A 19,595-nucleotide genomic window follows, 5' to 3' on the forward strand; every position below is an offset into this window, starting at 1 on the left:
CCGTTGCCATCGCCGGGAGGCGATGGCGTCGCGGAGGAGCCTTCATGAATCTTGAGATTGATTTCGTCCTGCCACACTGGCTCTACTGGTCGGTGCTGGCGCTGCTGCCCCTGGTGGTGATGATCTGCGTCGACCGCAGCTTCCGCCGCGGGGGGCGCATTTCCGGCGGCGACACCGCCGAGGTGCCCGCCGGCGAGGAGGCCGAGGTCGCCTACCGGCCGCCCGGCAACCTCTTCACCACCGTCGTCGACCGCATTTCCGGGTTTTCCGGTCGCTACGTCGCCTACTGGGCGCTGGTCGCGCCCTTCGCCTTCGCCTACGAGGTGGTGCTGCGCTACGCCTTCAACTCGCCGACCAACTGGGTGCACGAGTCGATGACCCTGATGTTCGGCATGCAGTACCTGGTCGCGGGCGCCTTCGCCCTGCGCGAGGGGGGCCATGTCCGCGTGGATATCCTCTACCAGCGCGCTCGCCCCCTGAACAAGGCGGCGCTGGACCTCACCACCTCGGTGTTCTTCTTCATCTTCACCGTCGCGCTGATGATGACGGGCTGGAAGTTCTTCTCCCAGTCGGTCAGCGACGAATACTTCTTCGGTGCCAGCTACGCCAACGAGACCTCCTTCACCGAGTGGGCCATCCAGTTCTACCCGGTCAAGTTCATGCTCTTCTTCGGCGCGCTGCTGCTGCTGCTCCAGGGGTTCGGCCAGCTGGTCCGCGACGCCCAGTCCTTCCGCTACCACTGGCGGCTGCACGACGGCGGCCGGACCTTCGCCCGCGTGCTGCTGGTCATCGCCGTGGTGCTGGCGGGCTGGACGATCTTCGAGATGGTCAACGTCGCGGTGACCGACTACGAGAGCCTGGCCGGCAGCCTCGAGAACAGCCTCGGCACCGTGGGCATCGGCGGCCTGACCCTGGTGATGTTCGGCGCCCTGATGGTGGTGCTGGTGGCGGGCCTGCCGCTGGCCTTCGTGACCGGTGGCCTGGGGGTGGTCTTCCTCTACCTGGTGGGCGATCAGTTCATGCTCAACCTGATGCCGTCACGCATCTTCCCGATGATGACCAACTACCAGCTCTCGGCCATCCCGCTGTTCATCTTCATGGCCTCGGTGCTGGAGAAGGCCGGCATCATCGAGGAGCTGTTCGACGTCGTCTACAAGTGGATGGGCGGCCTCAAGGCGGGCCTCGCGATTGCCACCATCATCGCCTCCACGCTGCTCGCCGCCATGGTCGGCGTGATCGGGGCCGCGGTGGTGACCATGGGCCTGATCGCCCTGCCGGCGATGCTCAAGCGGAATTACAACCCGGAGATCGCCATCGGCTCGATCATGGCCGGCGGCACCCTGGGTATCCTGATCCCGCCCTCGATCCTCGCCATCATCTACGGCGTCATCGCCCAGCAGTCGGTGGGGGAGCTGTACCTGGGCTCGCTGATCCCCGGCCTGCTGCTGGCCTTCATGTACGGCTTCTACTGCTGGATGCGCGGCACCCTCAACGTCAAGATGGCACCGCCGATGCCGGTCGAGGACCGGGTCGACATGAAGGAGAAGCTGCGCCTGCTGCGCAACATGCTGGCGCCGATCATCCTGGTGATCCTGGTGCTCGGCATCATCTTCACCGGCATCGCCACGCCCGTGGAGGCGGCCGGCATCGGCACCTTCGGCGCGCTGATCGTGGCCGCCATGCACCGGCGCCTGACCTGGCCGAACCTGCACGCCGCCTGCATGACCACCCTGGTCGCCTCGGCGATGGTGATGTGGATCATCTTCGGGGCCAGCATCTTCGTCGGCTTCTACATCCTGCAGGGTGGCCAGCAGTTCGTGCAGGAGCTGATCTCCGGCGCCGGCCTCGGCCCCTATGCGGTGCTGGCGCTGATGATGGTGCTGCTGGTGGCGCTGGGCATGTTCCTCGACTGGGTCGGCATCCTGCTGCTGGCCGTGCCGATCTTCGTGCCGCTGATCCAGGGCCTCTCCTTCAATGGCGTGTTCGGGCTGCCCGGGGTCGACCCGGCGGACGTCTCGCTGTGGTTCGGCGTCATCTACCTGGTCAACATGCAGATGTCCTTCCTGAGTCCGCCGTTCGGCTATGCGCTCTTCTACATCAAGGGGGTGTGCCCGCCGCACATCACCATGGCGCAGATCTTCAAGTCCTCCTTCCCGTTCCTGGGCATCCAGGCGCTGGGGTTGATCCTCGTGATCATGTTCCCGGCACTGGTCACCTGGCTGCCGAACCTGGCCTACGGCTAGCGGCTCGACCCGCGGCCCCACGGGCTGTCACACTGCGCGGCGCTCCCCGAGGGAGCGCCGCTTTTCAAACCGTTACACGACAGTGCTGAACCCTCGCGGCGATCACTCGTCAGAGCGGGGTGCACACACAAGATCCTCAGGAGGTATTCATGCAACGGATGACTGCACTGTTCTCGGCCGCACTGCTCTCGCTCGGCCTCGCCGCCACCCAGGCCCAGGCCCAGCAGGAGACCGCCGCGAACAGCGCCGACCAGCCGCAGGCCGCGACCGCAGCCCAGGACTTCTCCGACGCCCAGCTCCAGCAGTTCGCCGACGCCTCCAAGGAGATCGCCGTGATCTCCCAGGAGTACACCAAGCAGCTGCAGGCCGCGGAAGGTGAGCAGGCGCAGCAGGACGTGCGCAAGGAAGCCAACGACGAGATGGTCAAGGCCGTCGAGGAGAGCGGTCTCGAGGTGAATACCTTCAACGCCATCGGCCAGGCGATCCAGCAGGATCCCGAGCTGATGCAGCGCGTGCAGGAGATGGCCAAGGCCGGCAACGCCGACGCCGACCAGGCCTCCTGATCCGCGCCCGATGCTCGCGGCCGGCGTCCCGGCCGCGAAGGTGCCTCGCAGGGCCGTCCCGTGCCGCACGGGACGGCCCTCGTCGTTGGGGCGGGACGCACCGGTGGCGGCTTTACAGCGCCGTCGGGCCATTCCAGACTTGACGCATTCTCACCGCGCGGAGTCAGGGACATGGATGTGGAACTGCTGGAGATCCGCCAGCACATGGGGCGCTTCCCGCCCTTCGAGGGGCTCTCCGACGACCTGCTCGACGAGGTGGCCGGCCAGGTCGAGGTGGCCTACTTCAAGGCCGGCAGCGACGTCCTGACCCTCGACCAGGAGGTGCACGACTTCTGCTACATCCGCAGCGGCGCGGTGGAGGTCTATCGCCGCGGGGGCGAGCTCTACAACCGCCTCGGCGAGGGCGACATCTTCGGCCACTTCAGCCTGCTGCGAAACCGCCGCGCCCGCTTCCCCGCCAAGGCGATGGAAGACACCCTGATCTACTTCATCCCCGAGGCGGTCTTCTACCAGCTCTGCGAGGCGGACGAGCACTTCGCCGACTTCGTCGAGGTGGAGCGCCCGCGGCTCGAGTCGACGGTGGAGGAGCACAAGAAGCAGAACGACATGATGATTACCCGGGTGCGCAAGCTGGTGTCCCGCTACCCGGTGATGGTGGAGGCCAGCACCACCGTCCAGGAGGCCGCCCGGCTGATCAGCGACTACCAGGCCTCGGCGGTGCTGGTGCTCGACGCGCCCGGCGACAACCCCCGCTACACCTTCCGCGACAGCGAGGGGCGGGCCTGGCAGGTCAAGGGCATCCTCACCGACAGCGACTTCCGCACCCGGGTGGTGGCCGAGGGGCGTCCCGCCGACACCCCGGTAGGGGAGGTGATCGCCCACCAGCTGATCGCCGTGCAGTCCGACGAGTCGGTGCACGAGGCGATGCTCTGCATGCTGCGCAACAACATCCACCACCTGCCGGTGATGCACCGCCGCTCGCCGGTCGGCATCGTCCACCTCTCCGACATCATCCGCTACGAGACCCAGTCGAGCCTCTACCTGGTCAGCAACATCTTCCACCAGTCCAGCAGCGAGGGGCTCGCCCGGCTGACGCCCGACGTCAACGCGGCCTTCGTGCGCCTGGTCGAGGAGGGCGCCGACTCGCGGATGATCGGCGTGGCGCTCTCCACCATCGGGCGCAGCCTGTCGCGGCGCCTGCTGGAGCTGGCCGAGGCCGAGCTGGGGCCGCCGCCGGTACCCTACTGCCTGATGGCCCTGGGCTCCATGGCGCGCAACGAGCAGTCCATCGTCACCGACCAGGACAACGCCCTGGTGCTCTCCGACGACTTCGACCCCGAGCAGCACGACGACTACTTCCTGGCGCTCGCCACGCGCCTGAGCGACGGCCTGGCGGCCTGTGGCTACGCCTACTGCAAGGGCGACATCATGGCCACCAACCCGCGCTGGCGTCAGCCGCTCGCGGTCTGGAAGCGCTACTTCCGCGAGTGGATCCAGGAGCCCACCCCGGAGCGGCTGCTGCACAGCTCGATCTTCTTCGACCTGGACACCGTCTTCGGCGACAACCCGCTCGTCGAGCAGCTCCAGGACCTGGTCGCCGAGCTCGCGCCCAGGCACCCGCGCTTCCTCGCCTCCATGGCGCGCAACGCCCTGGGCCGCACCCCGCCCTTGGGCTTCTTCCGCACCTTCGTGATGGAGAAGGACGGCAAGCACAACAACTCGATCAACCTCAAGCGCCGGGGCACCGCGCCGATGGTCGACCTGATCCGCGTCCACGCCCTGGCCTGCGGGTCCCGCGCCCAGAACAGCTTCGAGCGCCTGGAGGACATCGATCGCACCCAGCTGCTGGCCCCGGGCGTCAGCGACCGGTTGCGCTACGCCCTGGAGTTTCTCAGCATGTCGCGGATTCGCCACCAGGTGATCGACCTGCAGCATGAACTGGCGCCGGACAACAACATCGAGCCGGAGAACGTCTCCGACACCGAGCGCCACAACCTCAAGGATGCTTTCCAGGTGCTGAGCAACGCCCAGAAGTTCCTCAAGTTCCGCTACCCCATGCCGTCGCGGTCGCGCTGAGATGCGCCTTCCCCGAGGCAGGCGCCCCCCGGCGGTGCCGGGCTGGCCGGAGTACCTGGCGAAGCGGGCCACGCTCGCCCAGGACCCCCTGCTGGCGCGCTTCTTCGCCACCGGGATGCCGGGGCCGGAGACGCCCATCGGCGAGGCGCCCATGGTCGCCCTGGACATGGAGACCACCGGGCTCGACGAGCGGCGCCACGCCATCGTCAGCATCGGCCTGGTGCCCTTCACCCTGGGGCGCATCCACCTGGCCGAGCGGCGCTACTGGGTGCTGCGCCCGCCCCGGCCCCTGAACGCCCAGTCGGTGACCTTCCACCACATCACCCATTCGGACATCGCCGGCGCCCCCGACCTCAACGAGATCCTCGAGGAGCTCCTCGCGGCCATCGCCGGCCGCCTGATGGTGGTTCACTACCGCCATATCGAGCGCCCCTTCCTGGAGGCCGCGGTGAAGGCGCGCCGGGGCGAGGGGCTGATGTGCCCGGTCATCGACACCATGTCGCTGGAGGCGCGCTGGCATCGTCAGTCGCTGCTGGCGCGCTTCAAGCGCTGGATCGGCCGGCCGCCGGCCTCCATCCGCCTCTACGACAGCCGTGCCCGCTACGGCCTGCCGGTCTACTCGGGCCATCACGCCCTGATCGACGCCCTGGCCACCGCCGAGCTGCTGCAGGCCCAGGTGGCCACCCACTTCACGCCCGAGACGCCGGTGGGCGAGCTGTGGAGCTAGCCTGATCCCGCCCCGAGAGGCCGGTGGAGATCCCGATGCCAGACATGACATCCAGACACGAAGAAGGCGGCCCGAGGGCCGCCTTCTTCGTGTTGGCCGGCGCGTGCCACCGGGCCGCGCGCCGGGATGAGCGTGGCCGTCAGGCGCCGCGGGGCTCGCTCATCAGGCCCTTGACGATCGCGTAGCAGCCCACCAGCAGCACGATGGTGAAGGGCAGGCCGGTGGTCAGGGCGGCCGTCTGCAGGGCGCCGAGGCCGCCGCCGAGCAGCAGCGCGATGGCCAGCGCCCCCTCGATCAGCGCCCAGAAGATGCGCTGGGGCTTCGGCGCATCGACCTTGCCGCCGGCGGTGATGGAGTCGATCACCAGCGAGCCGGAGTCGGAGGAGGTCACGAAGAACACGATGACCAGCACGATCCCGACGAAGGAGGTGATCGTGGTCAGCGGCAGGGTCTCGAGCATGGTGAACAGCTGCAGCTCGAGCGCGGCATCCTGCACCTTGGTGATGCCCTGGTTGACCACCTGGTCGATGGCGGTGGTGCCGAAGGCGGTCATCCACACCACCGAGGCCAGCGACGGCACCAGCAGCACGGCGATCAGGAACTCACGCACGGTGCGGCCGCGGCTGACGCGGGCGATGAACATGCCGACGAAGGGCGACCAGGCGATCCACCAGGCCCAGTAGAAGGCGGTCCAGCCCTGGCTGAAGTTGGCATCCTCGCGCCCGAAGGGCATCGACAGCGCGGGCAGGTTCTGCACATAGCCCAGCAGGTTGTCGAACACGCCGGTGGCGATCATCAGCGTCGGGCCGACGGCGATCACGAAGGCCAGCAGCAGGAAGGCCAGCGCCATGTTGATCTGCGACAGGCGCTGCACGCCCTTGTCCACCCCCAGCATGATCGAGCCCAGCGCGACCACGGTGATGCCCATGATCAGCAGGATCAGGGTGGTGTTGGTGTCGGGAATGCCGAACAGGTAGTGGAGACCCGCGGACGCCTGGGTGGCGCCGAGGCCCAGCGAGGTGGTCAGGCCGAACAGGGTGGCGAAGACCGCCAGGATATCGATCACATGGCCCGGCCAGCCCCAGACGCGCTCCCCGAGGATCGGGTAGAAGATCGAGCGCATGGTCAGCGGCAGGCCCTTGTTGTAGGCGAAGATCGCCAGCGACAGGCCGACGATGGCATAGGCGCCCCAGGGGTGCAGGCCCCAGTGGAAGATGGTCGCGGCCATGGAGAGATCGATGGCGGCGGCCTGATCGCCCGCGGCGGCGCCCAGCGGCGCCCAGTCGGTGCGCACCCCGTCCTCGACGGTGGTGCCGCCCATGGCGGTGCCGAAGTGCGTCAGCGGTTCCGAGACGCCATAGAACATCAGGCCGATGCCCATGCCCGCGGCGAACAGCATCGCGAACCACCCCAGGTAGCCGAAGTCGGGCGTGGCGTTGGCGCCGCCGATGCGTACCCTGGCCAGTGGCGTGAAGATCAGCACGATCGCCAGCACCACGAAGACGTTGGCGCCCAGCAGGAAGACCCAGCTCAGGTTGGTGGTCAGGAAGCTGAACATCGCATTGAAGATCGGCTCCATCTGGTCCTGGAGGGCCAGGGTGGTGATCACGAAGAACAGGATCACCAGCGAGGAGAAGAGGAAGACCTTGCCGTGCAGGTCCACGTCGATCCCCAGGGGGGATGCGGTGATGTTGTCCTGACCGATCACGTAGTCGGTATCGATCAGGTTGGCCGCGCCTTCGGGCGCCGGAATCCCCTCGATGCCGTTGTCTTCCGGCACCTTGGGGTTGCCGTCGTTGGGTTGTGTAGCCACTAGACGTCTCCCTTGCGGTTATCGATGGGTGTGAGTCTTGTCGCGGTTACTCGCCGGCGCCCGGGCGCACCAGGAAGACCGAGGCCTTGGTGTGCGTCGCCACCTTGCCCCCGTGGGAGGGGATGACCGCATCCACGTGCTTGGGCGGATGGGTCGGCATGACCACCAGGTCGGCCCCCACCTCATCGATGGCCTTGATGAGGTCGTCGTCGAGGTCGGCGATGGGGTCGGGGCTGACGATGGTGTGGGTGCTGACCGGCTGGCCGTGGACCTTGGCGCGCTCCTGGGCGAAGGCCTCGAGCTTCCGGGTGTACTCCTCCGGCGTGCGGGCCACGGCGCCGGGCGTGGCGGCGGTGATGCCGACGTAGCAGACTTCCGCGCCGTAGTGCTTCGCCTGGTCGGCGACGATCCTCAGCGATGGCTCGATCACGTCGAGGTGGGCCAGGTCCACGGGGACCATGATCTTCTTGAACATGCCTGCGCTCCTCCTGATGGGGTCGGCTGTCTTCACGTCAAGTGTGGACGGTCAAGGGGGTTTGGGCTCGGGCCGCTTTCAACGTAGCCTGCCGTCGATCGGCGCCTAGCCTACACCATCGGCCTATCAAGCGTCTGCGAATCGCGACAAGACGTGTGTCCAACAGGGCATTTTAATCAAGTGAGAGGCGTCTGATAACCGCGGGGCATCGCCCGGGGCCGGGCCCACCAACGACAGGGGGGGAGCCCGGCTGGGCTCCCCCCCTGGTCGCTCAGGCGTCAGCGGGTGACGATGCGGCGCGCATCAGCTCTCCGCCGGCAGCCACGCCTGCACCACGTCCTGGTTCTCCTCGACCCACTGCTTGGCGTTCTCGTAGGGGTCGGAGTCTTCCTCCTGGTTCATCAGCATGACCTCGCCCATCTGCTCCGGGGTCCACTCGAAGGCGTCCAGGATGGCGTAGGCCTCCGGCATGTCCTCCTCGAGCCCCTGGCGCACCACGGTGTCGATCTCCTCGGCGCCGCCGTAGACGTTCTGCGGGTCCTCCAGGTACTTGAGATCCCAGCGGGCGAACATCCAGTGCGGCGTCCAGCCGGTCACCACGATCGGCTCGCCGTTGTCGATGGCGGTCTGCAGGGCCGCGGTCATGGTGGCGCCGCTGCCGCTCTGCAGGTCGAGGTCCAGCTCGTAGGCGTCGATCACGTCCTCGGTGAGGCCCATCAGGCCGGCGCCCGGATCGATGCCGGTGATCTTGCCGTCCAGCGCGTCGGCGTGGTCGTTCAGGTCGGGGATGGCCGTCATGTCGCTATCGGCCGGCACCACCAGGCCGAGCTTGGTGCCCTCGAGGTTGGCACCGAGGTTCTCGATCTGGTCGCCCAAGCGCTCGTAGTAGTCGGCGTGGGTGGTCGGCAGCCAGGCGGTGGTCATGGCATCGGCGTCGCCGGTGGCCACGGCCTGCCACATGGCGGCGGCGGACAGCGAGGTCATCTCGACATCGAAGCCGGCCTGCTCCAGGACGGCACGCATCACGTTGGTGGAGGCCACGGCGTCGGACCATTCGACGTAGGAGAGATGGACGGTGCCCTTGTCCTGGGCCTGGGCGGTGGCCACGGTCAGGCCGGCGCCGGCGATCAGGGCCAGGCCGGCGAGGCGCGTCAGTTGCTTCGGCATTGTCACTGCTTCCATGTGGGGTGTGCTCATAAGGATGCTGAGACTGCCCGGCAGTTGCAAACGTGGCCGTCAACGGCGGTGCCGTGTGCCCGGGGAGTCAGCATCAGGCCAAGAGAAAGGGGAGAGCCCGGTCGGACTCTCCCCCTCTCATTCAGGCGTTTCAGGCGTCACGGGGTGACGGCGCGGCGGCGGATCAGCCTTCCGCCGGCAGCCACGCCTGGACCACGTCCTGGTTGTCCGCGACCCACTGCTTGGCCACCTCATAGGGGTCGGCGTCCTCGGCCTGGTTCCCCAGCATGACCTCGCCCATCTGCTCCGGGGTCCACTCGAAGGCATCCAGGATGGCGTAGGCCCCCGGCAGATCCTCTTCCAGGCCATCGCGAGCGATGGTGTGGATCTGCTCGGCACCGCCGTAGACGTTCTTCGGGTCCTCGAGGTACTTGAGGTCCCAGCGAGCGAACATCCAGTGCGGGGTCCAGCTGGTGACCACGATGTCTTCCTGGTTGTCCAGGGCGCTGTCCAGGGCGGCGGTCATGGTGGCGCCGCTGCCGCTCTGCAGGTCCATCTTCTCGAGATCGTAGTCCTCGACCACCTGCTCGGTGAGGCTCATCAGGCCGGCGCCCGGGTCGATGCCGGTGATGGTGCCGTCGAAGGTGTCGGCGTTGGCGTCGAGCTCGGCGATAGAGTCGACGTCGGTGTAGGCCGGCACGACCAGCCCCAGCTTGGTGCCGTCCAGGTTGACGCCCAGGTCGACGACGTCATCGCTGACCCGCTCCAGGTAGTCGGCGTGGGTCGTCGGCAGCCAGGCGGCCACGATGGCGTCGGCATCGCCCGATGCCACGGCCTGCCACATGGCGGCGGCGGAAAGGGAGGTCATCTCGACCTCGTAGCCGGCCTGCTCCAGCACGACGCGCACGACGTTGGTGGAGGCGACTTCGGAGGCCCACTCCACGTAGGCCAGCTCGACGGTGCCCTTCTCCTCGGCCTGAGCGGTGCCGGCCACGAGGCCGGTGCCGGCGATCAGGGCGAGGCTGGCGAAACGGATGCGGCGGCTAAGCGGTTGCTGAGTCATCTGTTGTCCTTCTTTCGCGTGTGAATCGAATAGCCTGAAGCGCCACCCCCATGCTTTCAAGGGTGGCGCCTCCACGACAGGCGTCGCGTTATCAGCCCTTGCGGCCCTTGCGCAGCGACTGCGTCACGCGGTCGAGCAGCATGGCCAGGATCACCACGGCGATGCCGGCCTCGAAGCCGTCGCCCGGACGCAGGCGCTGGATGGCGCGCCACACCTCGCTGCCCAGGCCGTCGGCGCCGATCATGGCGGCGATCACCACCATGGAGAGGGCCAGCATGATGGTCTGGTTGATGCCGGCCATCACCGTGGGCAGCGACAGGGGCAGCTGGACCTTGAGCAGCTTCTGGCCGCGGGTGGCACCGTAGGCGTCGGCGGCCTCGATCAGCTCCTTGGGTACCTGGCGGATGCCCAGGGTGGTGAAGCGGATCGCCGGCGGCATGGAGAAGATCACCGTGGCGAAGATCGCCGACACCGAGCCGATGCCGAAGAAGGGGATCGCCGGGATCAGGTAGACGAAGGCCGGCATGGTCTGCATGAAGTCGAGCACCGGCATGATCGCCCGGTAGAGCCGCTCGGAGAGCGCCGCGGCGATGCCCACCGGCAGGGCGATGACCACCGCGACCAGGGTGGCGATCACCACCAGGGTCAGGGTCTCGATCATCGGGTCCCAGAGATCAAGATTCCAGATCAGCGCCATGCCCAGCGCCGCGCCGATGGCCAGGCGATGGCTCGACACCCACCAGCACAGGCCGACGATGATCAGCAGCAGGGCCCAGGGCGGCAGCCAGAAGAGGGCGTCGTTGAGCCCATCGATGCCGGTCTGGGTGACCCGCGAGATGCCGCGGGTGACGCCGGAGTACTCGGTGGTCAGCCAGTCGAGACCGCCTTCGATCCACTGGCCCAGGGGGATGCTCGGGATTTCGATAGCCATTACTTGTCTCCTGCCTGTGCCAGTTCATCGAGGACCGCGCCCTTGACCACCACGCCCTTCAGCCGCTTGTCGGCGTCCACCACGGCGATGGGGAAGCTCTTCTCGCTGAACATGGCGAAGAGGTTGTGCAGGGGCTCGTCGGGGCTGACGGTGCGGAAGTCCTGGGTCATCAGCTCGCGGATGTGGTCCTTGCCCTGGGTGGCGGCCTGCTCGAGGGCATCGACCTCGACCAGGCCCAGCAGGGTGCGGTCGCGTCCGGTCACGTAGATCGAGTCCAGGCCGTGCTCGCTCATCTTGCGCAGCGTGGTGCGCGGGCCGTCATCCTCGCGGGCGGTGGCCCGCACCGGGCGCATGGCGTGCTCGGCGGTGAGGATCTTCGACATGTCGACGCCCTCGATGAAGCGCTCGACGTACTCGTCGGCTGGGTTGGTGAGGATCTCCTCGGGCGTGCCGATCTGCACGATCTCGCCATCCTTGAGCAGGATGATGCGGTCGCCGATGTTGAGCGCCTCGTCCAGGTCGTGGGTGATGAACACCGTGGTCTTCTGCATGCGGTGCTGCAGCTCGAGCAGCTCCTGCTGCATGTCGCCGCGGATCAGCGGGTCCAGGGCCGAGAAGGCCTCGTCCATCAGCAGCACGGTGGAGTCGTTGGCCAGCGCCCGGGCGAGACCCACGCGCTGCTGCATGCCGCCGGACAGCTGGCTCGGGTAGGCGTCTTCCCAGCCCTCGAGGCCCACCTGCTTGAGCGCCTTCTTGGCGGTGTCGGTGCGTTCGGCGGCCTCCACGCCACGGATCTCGAGGCCGAACTCGGCGTTCTGCTGGACCGTGCGATGCGGGAAGAGGGCGAAGTTCTGGAACACCATGGAGAAGTGCCGGCGACGACACTCGAGCAGTGCCTTGTCCTCCAGCTGGGGGATGTCCTCACCGTCGATGATGATCTCGCCCTCGGTGGGCTCGATCAGGCGGTTGAGGCAGCGAATCAGGGTCGACTTGCCGGACCCGGACAGCCCCATGATCACCAGGAGTTCACCCTCGTAGACATCGAAGTCGATGTTGGACAGGCCCAGCGTCTGACCGGTCTTGTCGAGGATCTCGGGACGCTTGAGTCCCTGGTCGCGCAGTTCGAGGGCCTTCTTGGGCTGGTTGCCGAAGACCTTGCTCAGGTTGCGCACCCGAATCTTGACGTTTCGATTCTCGTTCATTGGCTCTGCCTTTTGTCGGCTCCCGCCGGACGGCGGGGTAGGCCGAAGGGTCGAGTGAAGTGACGCAAAATTAAGACGTAACTGTGCCATACGGTACCGTTGACCGCGGCATCAGGTGACGAAGAGGTGCGATCTACCCTAGCGGTATTTGAATGGCCATTCAAATATAACCCCGTGTAAGGCTAAGCGAAATTAGCCTTTGAGGGCCCGAACAGGGTGGGCAGGAGCCTCAAACCTTAGCAAAAAAAGTGCCCGGATGTGCCCGGCGGGAGGGCGACTTTCGTCGAATGCGCGTCCCACGAGACGACACGGCGCCGGGGGGAAAGGCCCGGGCGGCGGCGCCTGGACGGAGGCGTGGCGATATCACTCGTCGGGTTCCGGCCGCAGCCGGAAGAGGCCGCCGTCGGCGCTGTCGCTCAGCAGCAACAGGCTGCCGTCGGCGGCCAGCCGGACATCGCGGATGCGGCCGATCTCGCCCTCCAGGATCACCTCGCGCTCGACCACGTGATCGCCCGCCAGCGCGAGGCGCACCAGGCGTTCGCTGCGCAGCCCCCCGGCCAGCAGGTCGCCGCGCCAGGCGGGGAAGGCATCGCCCGTGACCTCGGCCAGTCCCGAGGGGGCGAAGCGGCCGGCGAAGACGTGAACGGGGTCGCGCATGCCCGGCGCGCTGTCGCGTCCGATGGGCTGGTTGGTCACGTAGTCGTTGCCGCGGCTGACCTCGGGCCAGCCGTAGTTCTCGCCCGCCACCAGGCGGTTGAGCTCGTCGCCGGTGCGTGGGCCATGCTCGGTGCTCCAGGCGGTGCCGTCCGCCGTCACGGTCAGCCCCTGGGGGTTGCGGTGGCCCAGGGTGAAGATCTCGTCGAGCACCGCCGCATCGTCGACGAAGGGGTTGTCCGCCGGCACGCCGCCGTCCTCGGTGAGGCGCACGACGCTGCCGGTGTGATCGCCGCCGTCCTGGGCGCGTGGCGGGCGGCCGCGCTCGCCGATGCTCATCAGCAGGGTGCCGTCCGGGCGCCAGGCCAGCCGCGAGCCGAAGTGGTGACGGGTCGGCGCGAAGCGGTTCTGGACGAAGAGCGTCTCCAGGTCGACCAGGGCATCGCCCTCGAGGCGCCCGCGGGAGAGGGCGGTGGCATAGCCGTCGGGCCCCGCCCGGCTCCCGGTGAGATAGACCCAGTCCTGGCCGGTCCCTTTGCCAAAGCCCGGGTGCAGGACGACATCCAAGAGCCCGCCCTGGCGTCCGGCGGCGACGTCGGGCACCCCGGCGAGCCGCGTCATGCGGCCGTTCGGGGCGAGGCGCACGAGCCGCCCCGGGCGCTCGGTGACGAGCCAGCCGCCGCCCGGCAGCTCCGCCACCGCCCAGGGGTGCTCGAGCCCCGAGGCGATGCGCTCCAGGCGCAGCGCCTGGTGCTCGGTCACCAGGCTCTCGGCGATCACCTCCGCGGCGAGCGCCGGCCCGGTGAGGGCGAGTCCGGTGATCCAGGCGCCCGCGAGGCGCAGGACGGCGGCAAGCGAGGGGCGAAAGCGCGGCATGCGGGGGCTCCTGGGCGACGGTCATCGGGCGGGGTTTGGTGGGCGTGCGCCTCGCTGCCTCGCGGCCGTCGTGATGCGGCCACGGAGCCTGAGGGTGCGGCAGCCGGGAACGGCGCCGGGAAATAACGGCCCTGTGGCGTGGCCAGGCATGGCGCGACGGACAGGGCCAAGGATCGAAACGCCCGCCTCGTGAGGATAGGTCGGCGGGGGGCGGAAGAGCCAGGACGGATCAGGCCGCCGTCGTCGGCGCGCGCCAGGCCGCGGGCGCCGCGCGGCGCAGGGTATCGAGCAGGGCGGCGACCCGCCGCGGCTGGTGGCCGTAGGCCGAGAGCAGGGAGACCGGCAGCGGCGCCGCCTGCCACTCGGGCAGGCAGGGCACCAGCTCGCCGGGGTGGTGGGCCTCGCGCTGCTCGACCAGCCAGTGGGGCAGCAGGCCGATGCCCCGCCCGCGGGCGATGGCGTCGACATGCAGCAGCGTGAGATCGACGTCCAGCCGCGAGCGCGGCGGGCGAAAGTGCACGCTGCCCTGCGCGGCGTGATGGAGCCATAGCCCCCGGCGGCTGTGGCCGAGCAGGTCGATCCAGGCGTGTTCGGCCAGTGCCCGGGGGTGCGACGGCACGCCGTGGCGGTCGAGGTAGTCCGGGTGGGCGTAGAGCCCGCGCGTCAGCTGCCCGAGCGACTCCGTCCTGAGTTCCGTGGGCGGCACGGGGCCGAGCCAGACGTGCAGGCGGTGGCTGTCGGGGATTCGGGGCGCGACCTCCCGGGCGTGCAGGGAGAGCTCCACGTCGGGATGGCGCGCCAGGAAGGCGTCGATGACCGGCGCCAGCCAGCAGCGGGCCAGGGCGCCATGGACCTCCAGGGTGAGGTGGCCGCTGATCGTCTCGGAGAGTTCGGCCAGGGCCTCGCGGCTGCGGCTGGCCAGGGCCAGCATGTCGCGGCAGTAGTCATGGAACAGCAGCCCCGCCTCGGTGGGAATCAGCCGGTTGGCCTGACGACGCAGCAGCGGCTGGCCCAGGCGCGACTCCAGCTGGCTGATGCGTCGGCTCAGGGTCGACTTGGCCAGGTCCAGCTCGCGGGCACTGAGGGTCAGGCTGCCCGTCGCCATGACGGCGTCGAAGGCCGTCAGTTCGTTGAAGTCGTGCATGCTCGGGCCCTGGAACGGAGCGTGCCGCGGCGGCCGCTCCGGCGTGATGGGGAGATGGAGTAAGAATGAAAACGTTTATCTTATGATATTGAATCTCGTTAGTGAAGGGGCCCGGCGATGCCGGGCCCCGCGAGCGGGCCTATCCGTCACGGCGACGCCGGCTCAGAACGCGTAGCGGGCGGAGAGCCACAGCCGGCGCCCCTCCTCGCTGTTGGCGTAGGCGTTGCCGTACTCGTTGCCATTGTCGTAGGCGCGGTAGTCGACGAAGTCCTTGTCGAGCAGGTTGTAGACGGTGGCGCTGAGGGTCACGCCGTTCGGCAGCGCATAGCTGCCGCCCAGGTGGAAGAGCGCGTAGGCCTCGAAGTCGCCCAGGTCGGCGAAGGAGGGGGCACCGCGAACCCGCTCGCGGGCGCGGTAGCGCTCGCTGCGATACTCGCCGGAGAGCCAGGTGCTGAGTCGCTCACTGGCCTGCCAGCGCAGGGTGGCATTGACGGCGTGTTCCGGCGTGTCGGTCAGCGGCTCGCCCGCCTCGTCGCCGCTCTTCTGCTCGCTGTCGGTGTAGGTGTAGTTGGCGTTCAGGTGCCAGGCCGGGGCGAGCCGCAGGCGGGTCGAGAGCTCGAGGCCCCGGGTCTCGGCCTCGTCGACGTTGATCTCCTGGGCATAGACCCCGTCCGGGATCCGCGGGTCGCCGCTGACGGCGATGTCCGGCCCGGCGGCGATCTTGTCGTCGAAGCGGGTATGGAAGAGGGTGGCGCTGGCCATGAAGCCGTCGCCGTCGTCGAACTGGGCGGAGAGCTCGCTGCTGGTGCTGGTCTCCGGCTCGAGGTCGGGGTTGCCGATGGTCAGCACCGTGCCCTGGCCGGTCACGCCATTGATGCCGGCGTGCAGGGCGTTGAGGGTGGGCGTCTTGTAGCCGCGGCTGACGCCGCCCTTGAGCGTCCACTGGGGTGTGGCGCTCCACACCAGGTAGCCGCGGGGGCTGAACTGGCTGCCGAAGGCATCGTGATGATCGTAGCGCCCGCCCAGGGTCAGCGCCCAGTCGTCGGCGAGCCACCATTCGTCCTCGGCGAACAGCGCCCAGGTGGTCTGCGTGAACGCCTCGGTGGCCAGGCCGTCGGTCAGTTCGGCGTCCATCCACTGGCCGCCGACGGTGGTGACGTGATCGCCCAGCGGCATCACGAACTTGCTGTCGAGCACGGTGTGGGTGGTCTCGAGCTCGCGGGCGTCGCCGCCGACGATCTCCGGGAAGGCCGCGTAGGGCACGCCGACGGCGCCGGGGATGGTGCGCCCCACGGTCTCGGTGGTGTTGCGCATCAGGCTCGATTCCAGGGTGCCGGCGGCGAAGCGTCCGGTATGGCCGATGGCCAGCTGCTCGCGCTCGAAGCGCAGCTCGTCGGCGTAGCCCTTGGCCTGGCCGGGATCGGGCTCGCAGCTCCGGGTGCGGCCATCCAGGGTGCCGAGCTGGCAGTCGTCGTTGGTGTACGCCTGGCGGCTGGCCTCGGCGTCGAGCCACAGGTCGTGATCCTCGGTCGGGGTCAGGCTGAGTCGGCCGCCCAGGCTGTAGACGTCCCCCTCCACCGGGCTCGGGCCGCGCTGGCTGACCGGCACCTCGGTGCCATCCGCCTCCGTGTAGGTCAGGCGTGAGGCGTCACGCTCGAAGAGGCGCCCGCGGACCTGCAGGCCCAGGGTGTCCTCGACCAGCGGACCGCTGGCATAGAGGCTGGTGGCGCGGCTGTCGCCGTAGGCGTCATGCTCGTTGAGCGTGGTCTCCGCCTCGACCGTGCCGCTCCATTCGCGGCCGACCCGTCGGGTGATGATGTTGATCACGCCGCCCATGGCGTCGGAGCCGTAGAGGGTCGACATCGGCCCGCGGATGACCTCGATGCGCTCGATGCTCGACACCGGCGGAAAGAAGCTGGTGGCCGTCTCGCTGAAGCCGTTGGGGGTGACGCTGCCGGCGGTGTTCTGGCGACGGCCGTCGATCAGTATCAGGGTGTAGTCGCTGGGCAGGCCGCGAATGCGGATGTTGCGACCGCCGGTCTTGCCGACCTGGCCGCCCACGTCGACCCCCTCCACCCCGCGCAGCGCGTCGGCGAGGCTCGTCACGCGCTTCTGTTCCAGCTCCTCGCGGGAGATCACCGAGATGCTGGCCGGCGCCTCGCTCATGGCCTGCTCGAAGCCGGCGGCGGTGACCACGATGTCGTCGAGGTGGGCGCTCTCCTCGGCCAGGGCCGGCAGGGCGGTGGTGGCGGCGGCCAGTGCCACGGCGCGGGACAGGGCGTGGGGGGCGAGAGAGGACATGGGACTCCTTGAATGATAGTGATTATCAATGGCAAGGAATTCTAAAGAAGAATGATCCTCATTTGATGCGAACTCTCCCGAAACATCACGTTGCGCATGGCGCAACGGCGCGCGAGGTGACTGGGTGATGGTGCAGGGGTGATGACGAAGGGGGGGATGGCGAAGAGGGTGATGGCGGAGACGGAGGGCGGGCGACGGAGGAGTCTCGCCTGGGGGTTACGCCCGAGGGACAACGACGCGACAGGCCCGGTCGATGGCCGGGCCTGTCGAATCACCAAGGGGCGCGAAGGCGCTACTGGTTGGCGGCGTCCTGGGTCTTCTCGCCGACGTTCTCCAGCGCCTTGCCGATGCGATCCAGGGCGCGCGAGGCGCCTTCCTGGGTGCTTTCCCAGGCGCTGGCGGCGCCCTCCTTGGTCCGCTCCCAGGCCTGCTGGGCGCCCTGGCGGGCGTCCTGCCACCAGTCGTTGGTGTAGGCCGGCTGCTCGGCGAGCTGCGCCTCGTTCAGGTCGACGTTCACCCGGTACTCGATCGCCTCGAGGTCGTGTCCGTTCTGGGTCTCGACGGTGAACTTGCCGGCCTCGATGACGAACTGCTGGTTCCCCTTGAGGTCCAGCAGACTGCCGGTGTCGATGACCAGGGCCCGCACCGTCATGTCGTTGTCGAGCAGGATATCCTCGACCTCGCCGACCTGGGCGCTGCTGCCGGTGGCGTAGACGTCGGCATCGAGCAGCTCATCGGTGGAGTAGAGGCCCTGGGGAGCGGCCGAGGCGGCGCCGGAGACGGCCAGGCCGCCGGCCAGCAGGGCGCCCAGGGTGGCGCGATGGATGGCGCGGTTCAGGGGCTTTCCATGGATCATGCGGTCTCTCCTTGTTCAACGTCGTGAAGCGTCGTCGGTCGCGCGGCGTGCCGAGACGCCGTGCCTCTTTGTCACGGGGGAGGCCGCCCGGGTTCACTCGGGCGCGGTAACGGACTGTTACGGCGTGCGCCCTATCGCGGCGCGCCCTGGCCCATTAGGGTGATCGGCACATCCCACGAGAGGAGGCCTCCTCATGGTCAAGGCGAGCATCCGCCAGCAGGGCACCATCCACTGCTTTCCCGCGGGCCTGCGGGACGCGAAGGGCCGGCTCGTGAACGCCGAGGTCTCGGCGGTGGCCTACGACGGCAAGCGGCTGCTGATGGCCAGCGACAAGCCGATTCCCGGCGAGGCGCGCTCCGCCTGCTTCGCCCTGCCGATCGACGACCAGGGCCCCGACGACACCCGCCTCGACTACTTCACCCAGCCGCTGATCAAGCGGGCCGAGAAGTATGAGGACTTCGCCCTCACCGCCGACGGCCGCCACGTGCTGGCCACCACCGGCTTCGACCGCATCGACGACGAGAGCCACGCGCTCAACGACTACAACCATCTGCTGATCTGGCCGCTGGGCGAGCCGGACCGGGTGCAGGTGGTGGATCCCGATCCCCGCGACGGCGTGGAGGGATCGCTGGAGCTGCGCGGCAAGCTCGGCGGCGCCATCGGCTTCTCCTACTACAAGATCGAGGGACTCGCGGCGATCCCCGGCGAACGCGGCGACGGCCTGCTGCTGTTCGGCATCCGCGAGCAGGGCAACGCCCATGACGACTTCGCCTACGTCAGCCGGGTGATTGGCGCGCACTACCGGATCAGCGAGCGCGGCAACCTCGAGTTCCTCGACGAGATGCGCGAATACTTCGCCTTCGATCCCGATCGCCACGAGGGCGTACGCTTCGCGTGCGGGCTCTCGAGCCTCGAGTATGACCCCTACCACGCCCGGCTCTACCTGCTGACCAGCTTCGAGACCGAGCAGGACGGGGCAGAGCAGATCGGCGGCTACCTGTGGGAGCTGAGCCTCGAGGAGTTCCGTGCCGGCGAACCCCCGCGGCTGGTGACCACCCCGGAGGGCGACCCGCTGGAGTTCGAACACAAGGCCGAGGGGCTGGCCGTGCTCGACCACGACCGCCTGTTCGTCGCCTACGACAACGACCGCCACATGGGGCTCGGCAGCGTGGACGAGCGCGACGAACGCCACGCCTGCGAGGCGCCCTATACCATCCTGAACGTGGTCGGCGGCTGATCCGTTCCCAAATGCGCTGCGCCGAGGGTGGTATCGCCCTCGGCGCTGGCCTCGCCCATCGGCTTTCGCTATCATACGGCGGCGCCGTTCGGCGTTTCCGGAAAGGGCCTATAGCTCAGTTGGTTAGAGCAGGGGACTCATAATCCCTTGGTCGCAGGTTCGAGCCCTGCTGGGCCCACCAGTTCTATCCTCGAGTTTCCATCTCCAAGTACGGCCCGCCAGAAGCGTATCTGACGGCTGTCATCACGTTCAGTGAAC

At 68.3% G+C, this 19,595-nt stretch carries 15 protein-coding genes and 1 tRNA gene; 6 read left to right on the top strand and 10 right to left on the bottom strand.

Going from position 1 to position 19,595, the window contains the following annotated elements:
• Positions 1-44 precede the first annotated feature (44 nt).
• The 4 genes from FIU83_RS03445 to FIU83_RS03460 all read left to right on the top strand — a co-directional run bounded on the left by FIU83_RS03445 (position 45) and on the right by FIU83_RS03460 (position 5,609).
• A complete protein-coding gene (locus tag FIU83_RS03445) occupies positions 45-2,243 on the top strand; it encodes a TRAP transporter large permease subunit (protein ID WP_152482773.1) in 2,199 nt (732 codons plus the stop codon).
• A gap of 149 nt (positions 2,244-2,392) precedes the next feature.
• Positions 2,393-2,806: a DUF4168 domain-containing protein gene (locus tag FIU83_RS03450; protein ID WP_152482774.1), complete on the top strand. Its 414-nt coding sequence runs from the start codon at positions 2,393-2,395 to the stop codon at positions 2,804-2,806.
• A 171-nt stretch (positions 2,807-2,977) separates the two neighbouring features.
• The gene (locus tag FIU83_RS03455; RefSeq protein WP_152482775.1) at positions 2,978-4,882 is read left to right on the top strand and encodes a DUF294 nucleotidyltransferase-like domain-containing protein; all 1,905 of its coding nucleotides are present in this window, start codon (positions 2,978-2,980) and stop codon (positions 4,880-4,882) included.
• Position 4,883: 1 nt separating this feature from the next.
• Positions 4,884-5,609, top strand: a complete 726-nt coding sequence (locus FIU83_RS03460) for a 3'-5' exonuclease (RefSeq protein WP_152482776.1) — start codon at positions 4,884-4,886, stop codon at positions 5,607-5,609.
• A 139-nt stretch (positions 5,610-5,748) separates the two neighbouring features.
• Here FIU83_RS03460 and FIU83_RS03465 read toward each other — a convergent pair whose 3' ends face one another.
• From FIU83_RS03465 to FIU83_RS03510, 10 genes are all read right to left on the bottom strand, one after another.
• Complete coding sequence (locus FIU83_RS03465; protein ID WP_152482777.1) at positions 5,749-7,422, bottom strand: BCCT family transporter; 1,674 nt, start codon at positions 7,420-7,422, stop codon at positions 5,749-5,751.
• Between the two features lie 46 nt (positions 7,423-7,468).
• Complete coding sequence (locus FIU83_RS03470) at positions 7,469-7,897, bottom strand: universal stress protein (protein ID WP_152482778.1); 429 nt, start codon at positions 7,895-7,897, stop codon at positions 7,469-7,471.
• Between the two features lie 303 nt (positions 7,898-8,200).
• Positions 8,201-9,079, bottom strand: a complete 879-nt coding sequence (locus tag FIU83_RS03475; RefSeq protein WP_152482779.1) for a glycine betaine ABC transporter substrate-binding protein — start codon at positions 9,077-9,079, stop codon at positions 8,201-8,203.
• Positions 9,080-9,257: 178 nt separating this feature from the next.
• Positions 9,258-10,136 carry a glycine betaine ABC transporter substrate-binding protein gene (locus tag FIU83_RS03480; RefSeq protein WP_152482780.1) on the bottom strand — a complete coding sequence of 293 codons (879 nt, stop codon included), beginning with the start codon at positions 10,134-10,136 and terminating at the stop codon, positions 9,258-9,260.
• Positions 10,137-10,227: 91 nt separating this feature from the next.
• Positions 10,228-11,061, bottom strand: a complete 834-nt coding sequence (locus FIU83_RS03485; RefSeq protein WP_152485224.1) for a proline/glycine betaine ABC transporter permease — start codon at positions 11,059-11,061, stop codon at positions 10,228-10,230.
• Between the two features lie 5 nt (positions 11,062-11,066).
• On the bottom strand, positions 11,067-12,269 hold the full coding sequence (locus FIU83_RS03490; protein ID WP_152482781.1) for a glycine betaine/L-proline ABC transporter ATP-binding protein: 1,203 nt from the start codon (positions 12,267-12,269) through the stop codon (positions 11,067-11,069).
• Positions 12,270-12,632: 363 nt separating this feature from the next.
• The gene (locus tag FIU83_RS03495) at positions 12,633-13,799 is read right to left on the bottom strand and encodes a PQQ-dependent sugar dehydrogenase (protein ID WP_152482782.1); all 1,167 of its coding nucleotides are present in this window, start codon (positions 13,797-13,799) and stop codon (positions 12,633-12,635) included.
• 229 nt (positions 13,800-14,028) lie between these two features.
• Entirely contained in the window at positions 14,029-14,943 is a 915-nt protein-coding gene (locus FIU83_RS03500) for a LysR family transcriptional regulator (protein ID WP_152482783.1), read from the bottom strand.
• A gap of 162 nt (positions 14,944-15,105) precedes the next feature.
• On the bottom strand, positions 15,106-17,244 hold the full coding sequence (locus FIU83_RS03505; protein ID WP_152482784.1) for a TonB-dependent receptor: 2,139 nt from the start codon (positions 17,242-17,244) through the stop codon (positions 15,106-15,108).
• 292 nt (positions 17,245-17,536) lie between these two features.
• Positions 17,537-18,100 carry a PRC-barrel domain-containing protein gene (locus tag FIU83_RS03510; RefSeq protein ID WP_152482785.1) on the bottom strand — a complete coding sequence of 188 codons (564 nt, stop codon included), beginning with the start codon at positions 18,098-18,100 and terminating at the stop codon, positions 17,537-17,539.
• Between the two features lie 193 nt (positions 18,101-18,293).
• Between FIU83_RS03510 and FIU83_RS03515 the strand changes: the two genes are divergently transcribed.
• Complete coding sequence (locus FIU83_RS03515) at positions 18,294-19,337, top strand: hypothetical protein (RefSeq protein ID WP_152482786.1); 1,044 nt, start codon at positions 18,294-18,296, stop codon at positions 19,335-19,337.
• 104 nt (positions 19,338-19,441) lie between these two features.
• Positions 19,442-19,518: transfer RNA gene (locus FIU83_RS03520), tRNA-Ile, on the top strand.
• Positions 19,519-19,595 lie beyond the last annotated feature (77 nt).

This window comes from Halomonas sp. THAF5a (assembly GCF_009363755.1).
Classification (GTDB): domain Bacteria; phylum Pseudomonadota; class Gammaproteobacteria; order Pseudomonadales; family Halomonadaceae; genus Halomonas.

Bases quoted from the DNA above. Each gene is read 5' to 3' on its own strand.
- FIU83_RS03445 (WP_152482773.1), top strand. From the start codon at position 45: ATGAATCTTGAGATTGATTTCGTCCTGCCACACTGGCTCTACTGGTCG.
- FIU83_RS03450 (WP_152482774.1), top strand. From the start codon at position 2,393: ATGCAACGGATGACTGCACTGTTCTCGGCCGCACTGCTCTCGCTCGGC.
- FIU83_RS03455 (WP_152482775.1), top strand. From the start codon at position 2,978: ATGGATGTGGAACTGCTGGAGATCCGCCAGCACATGGGGCGCTTCCCG.
- FIU83_RS03460 (WP_152482776.1), top strand. From the start codon at position 4,884: ATGCGCCTTCCCCGAGGCAGGCGCCCCCCGGCGGTGCCGGGCTGGCCG.
- FIU83_RS03470 (WP_152482778.1), bottom strand. From the start codon at position 7,897: ATGTTCAAGAAGATCATGGTCCCCGTGGACCTGGCCCACCTCGACGTG.
- FIU83_RS03475 (WP_152482779.1), bottom strand. From the start codon at position 9,079: ATGGAAGCAGTGACAATGCCGAAGCAACTGACGCGCCTCGCCGGCCTG.
- FIU83_RS03480 (WP_152482780.1), bottom strand. From the start codon at position 10,136: ATGACTCAGCAACCGCTTAGCCGCCGCATCCGTTTCGCCAGCCTCGCC.
- FIU83_RS03490 (WP_152482781.1), bottom strand. From the start codon at position 12,269: ATGAACGAGAATCGAAACGTCAAGATTCGGGTGCGCAACCTGAGCAAG.
- FIU83_RS03495 (WP_152482782.1), bottom strand. From the start codon at position 13,799: ATGCCGCGCTTTCGCCCCTCGCTTGCCGCCGTCCTGCGCCTCGCGGGC.
- FIU83_RS03500 (WP_152482783.1), bottom strand. From the start codon at position 14,943: ATGCACGACTTCAACGAACTGACGGCCTTCGACGCCGTCATGGCGACG.
- FIU83_RS03505 (WP_152482784.1), bottom strand. From the start codon at position 17,244: ATGTCCTCTCTCGCCCCCCACGCCCTGTCCCGCGCCGTGGCACTGGCC.
- FIU83_RS03510 (WP_152482785.1), bottom strand. From the start codon at position 18,100: ATGATCCATGGAAAGCCCCTGAACCGCGCCATCCATCGCGCCACCCTG.
- FIU83_RS03515 (WP_152482786.1), top strand. From the start codon at position 18,294: ATGGTCAAGGCGAGCATCCGCCAGCAGGGCACCATCCACTGCTTTCCC.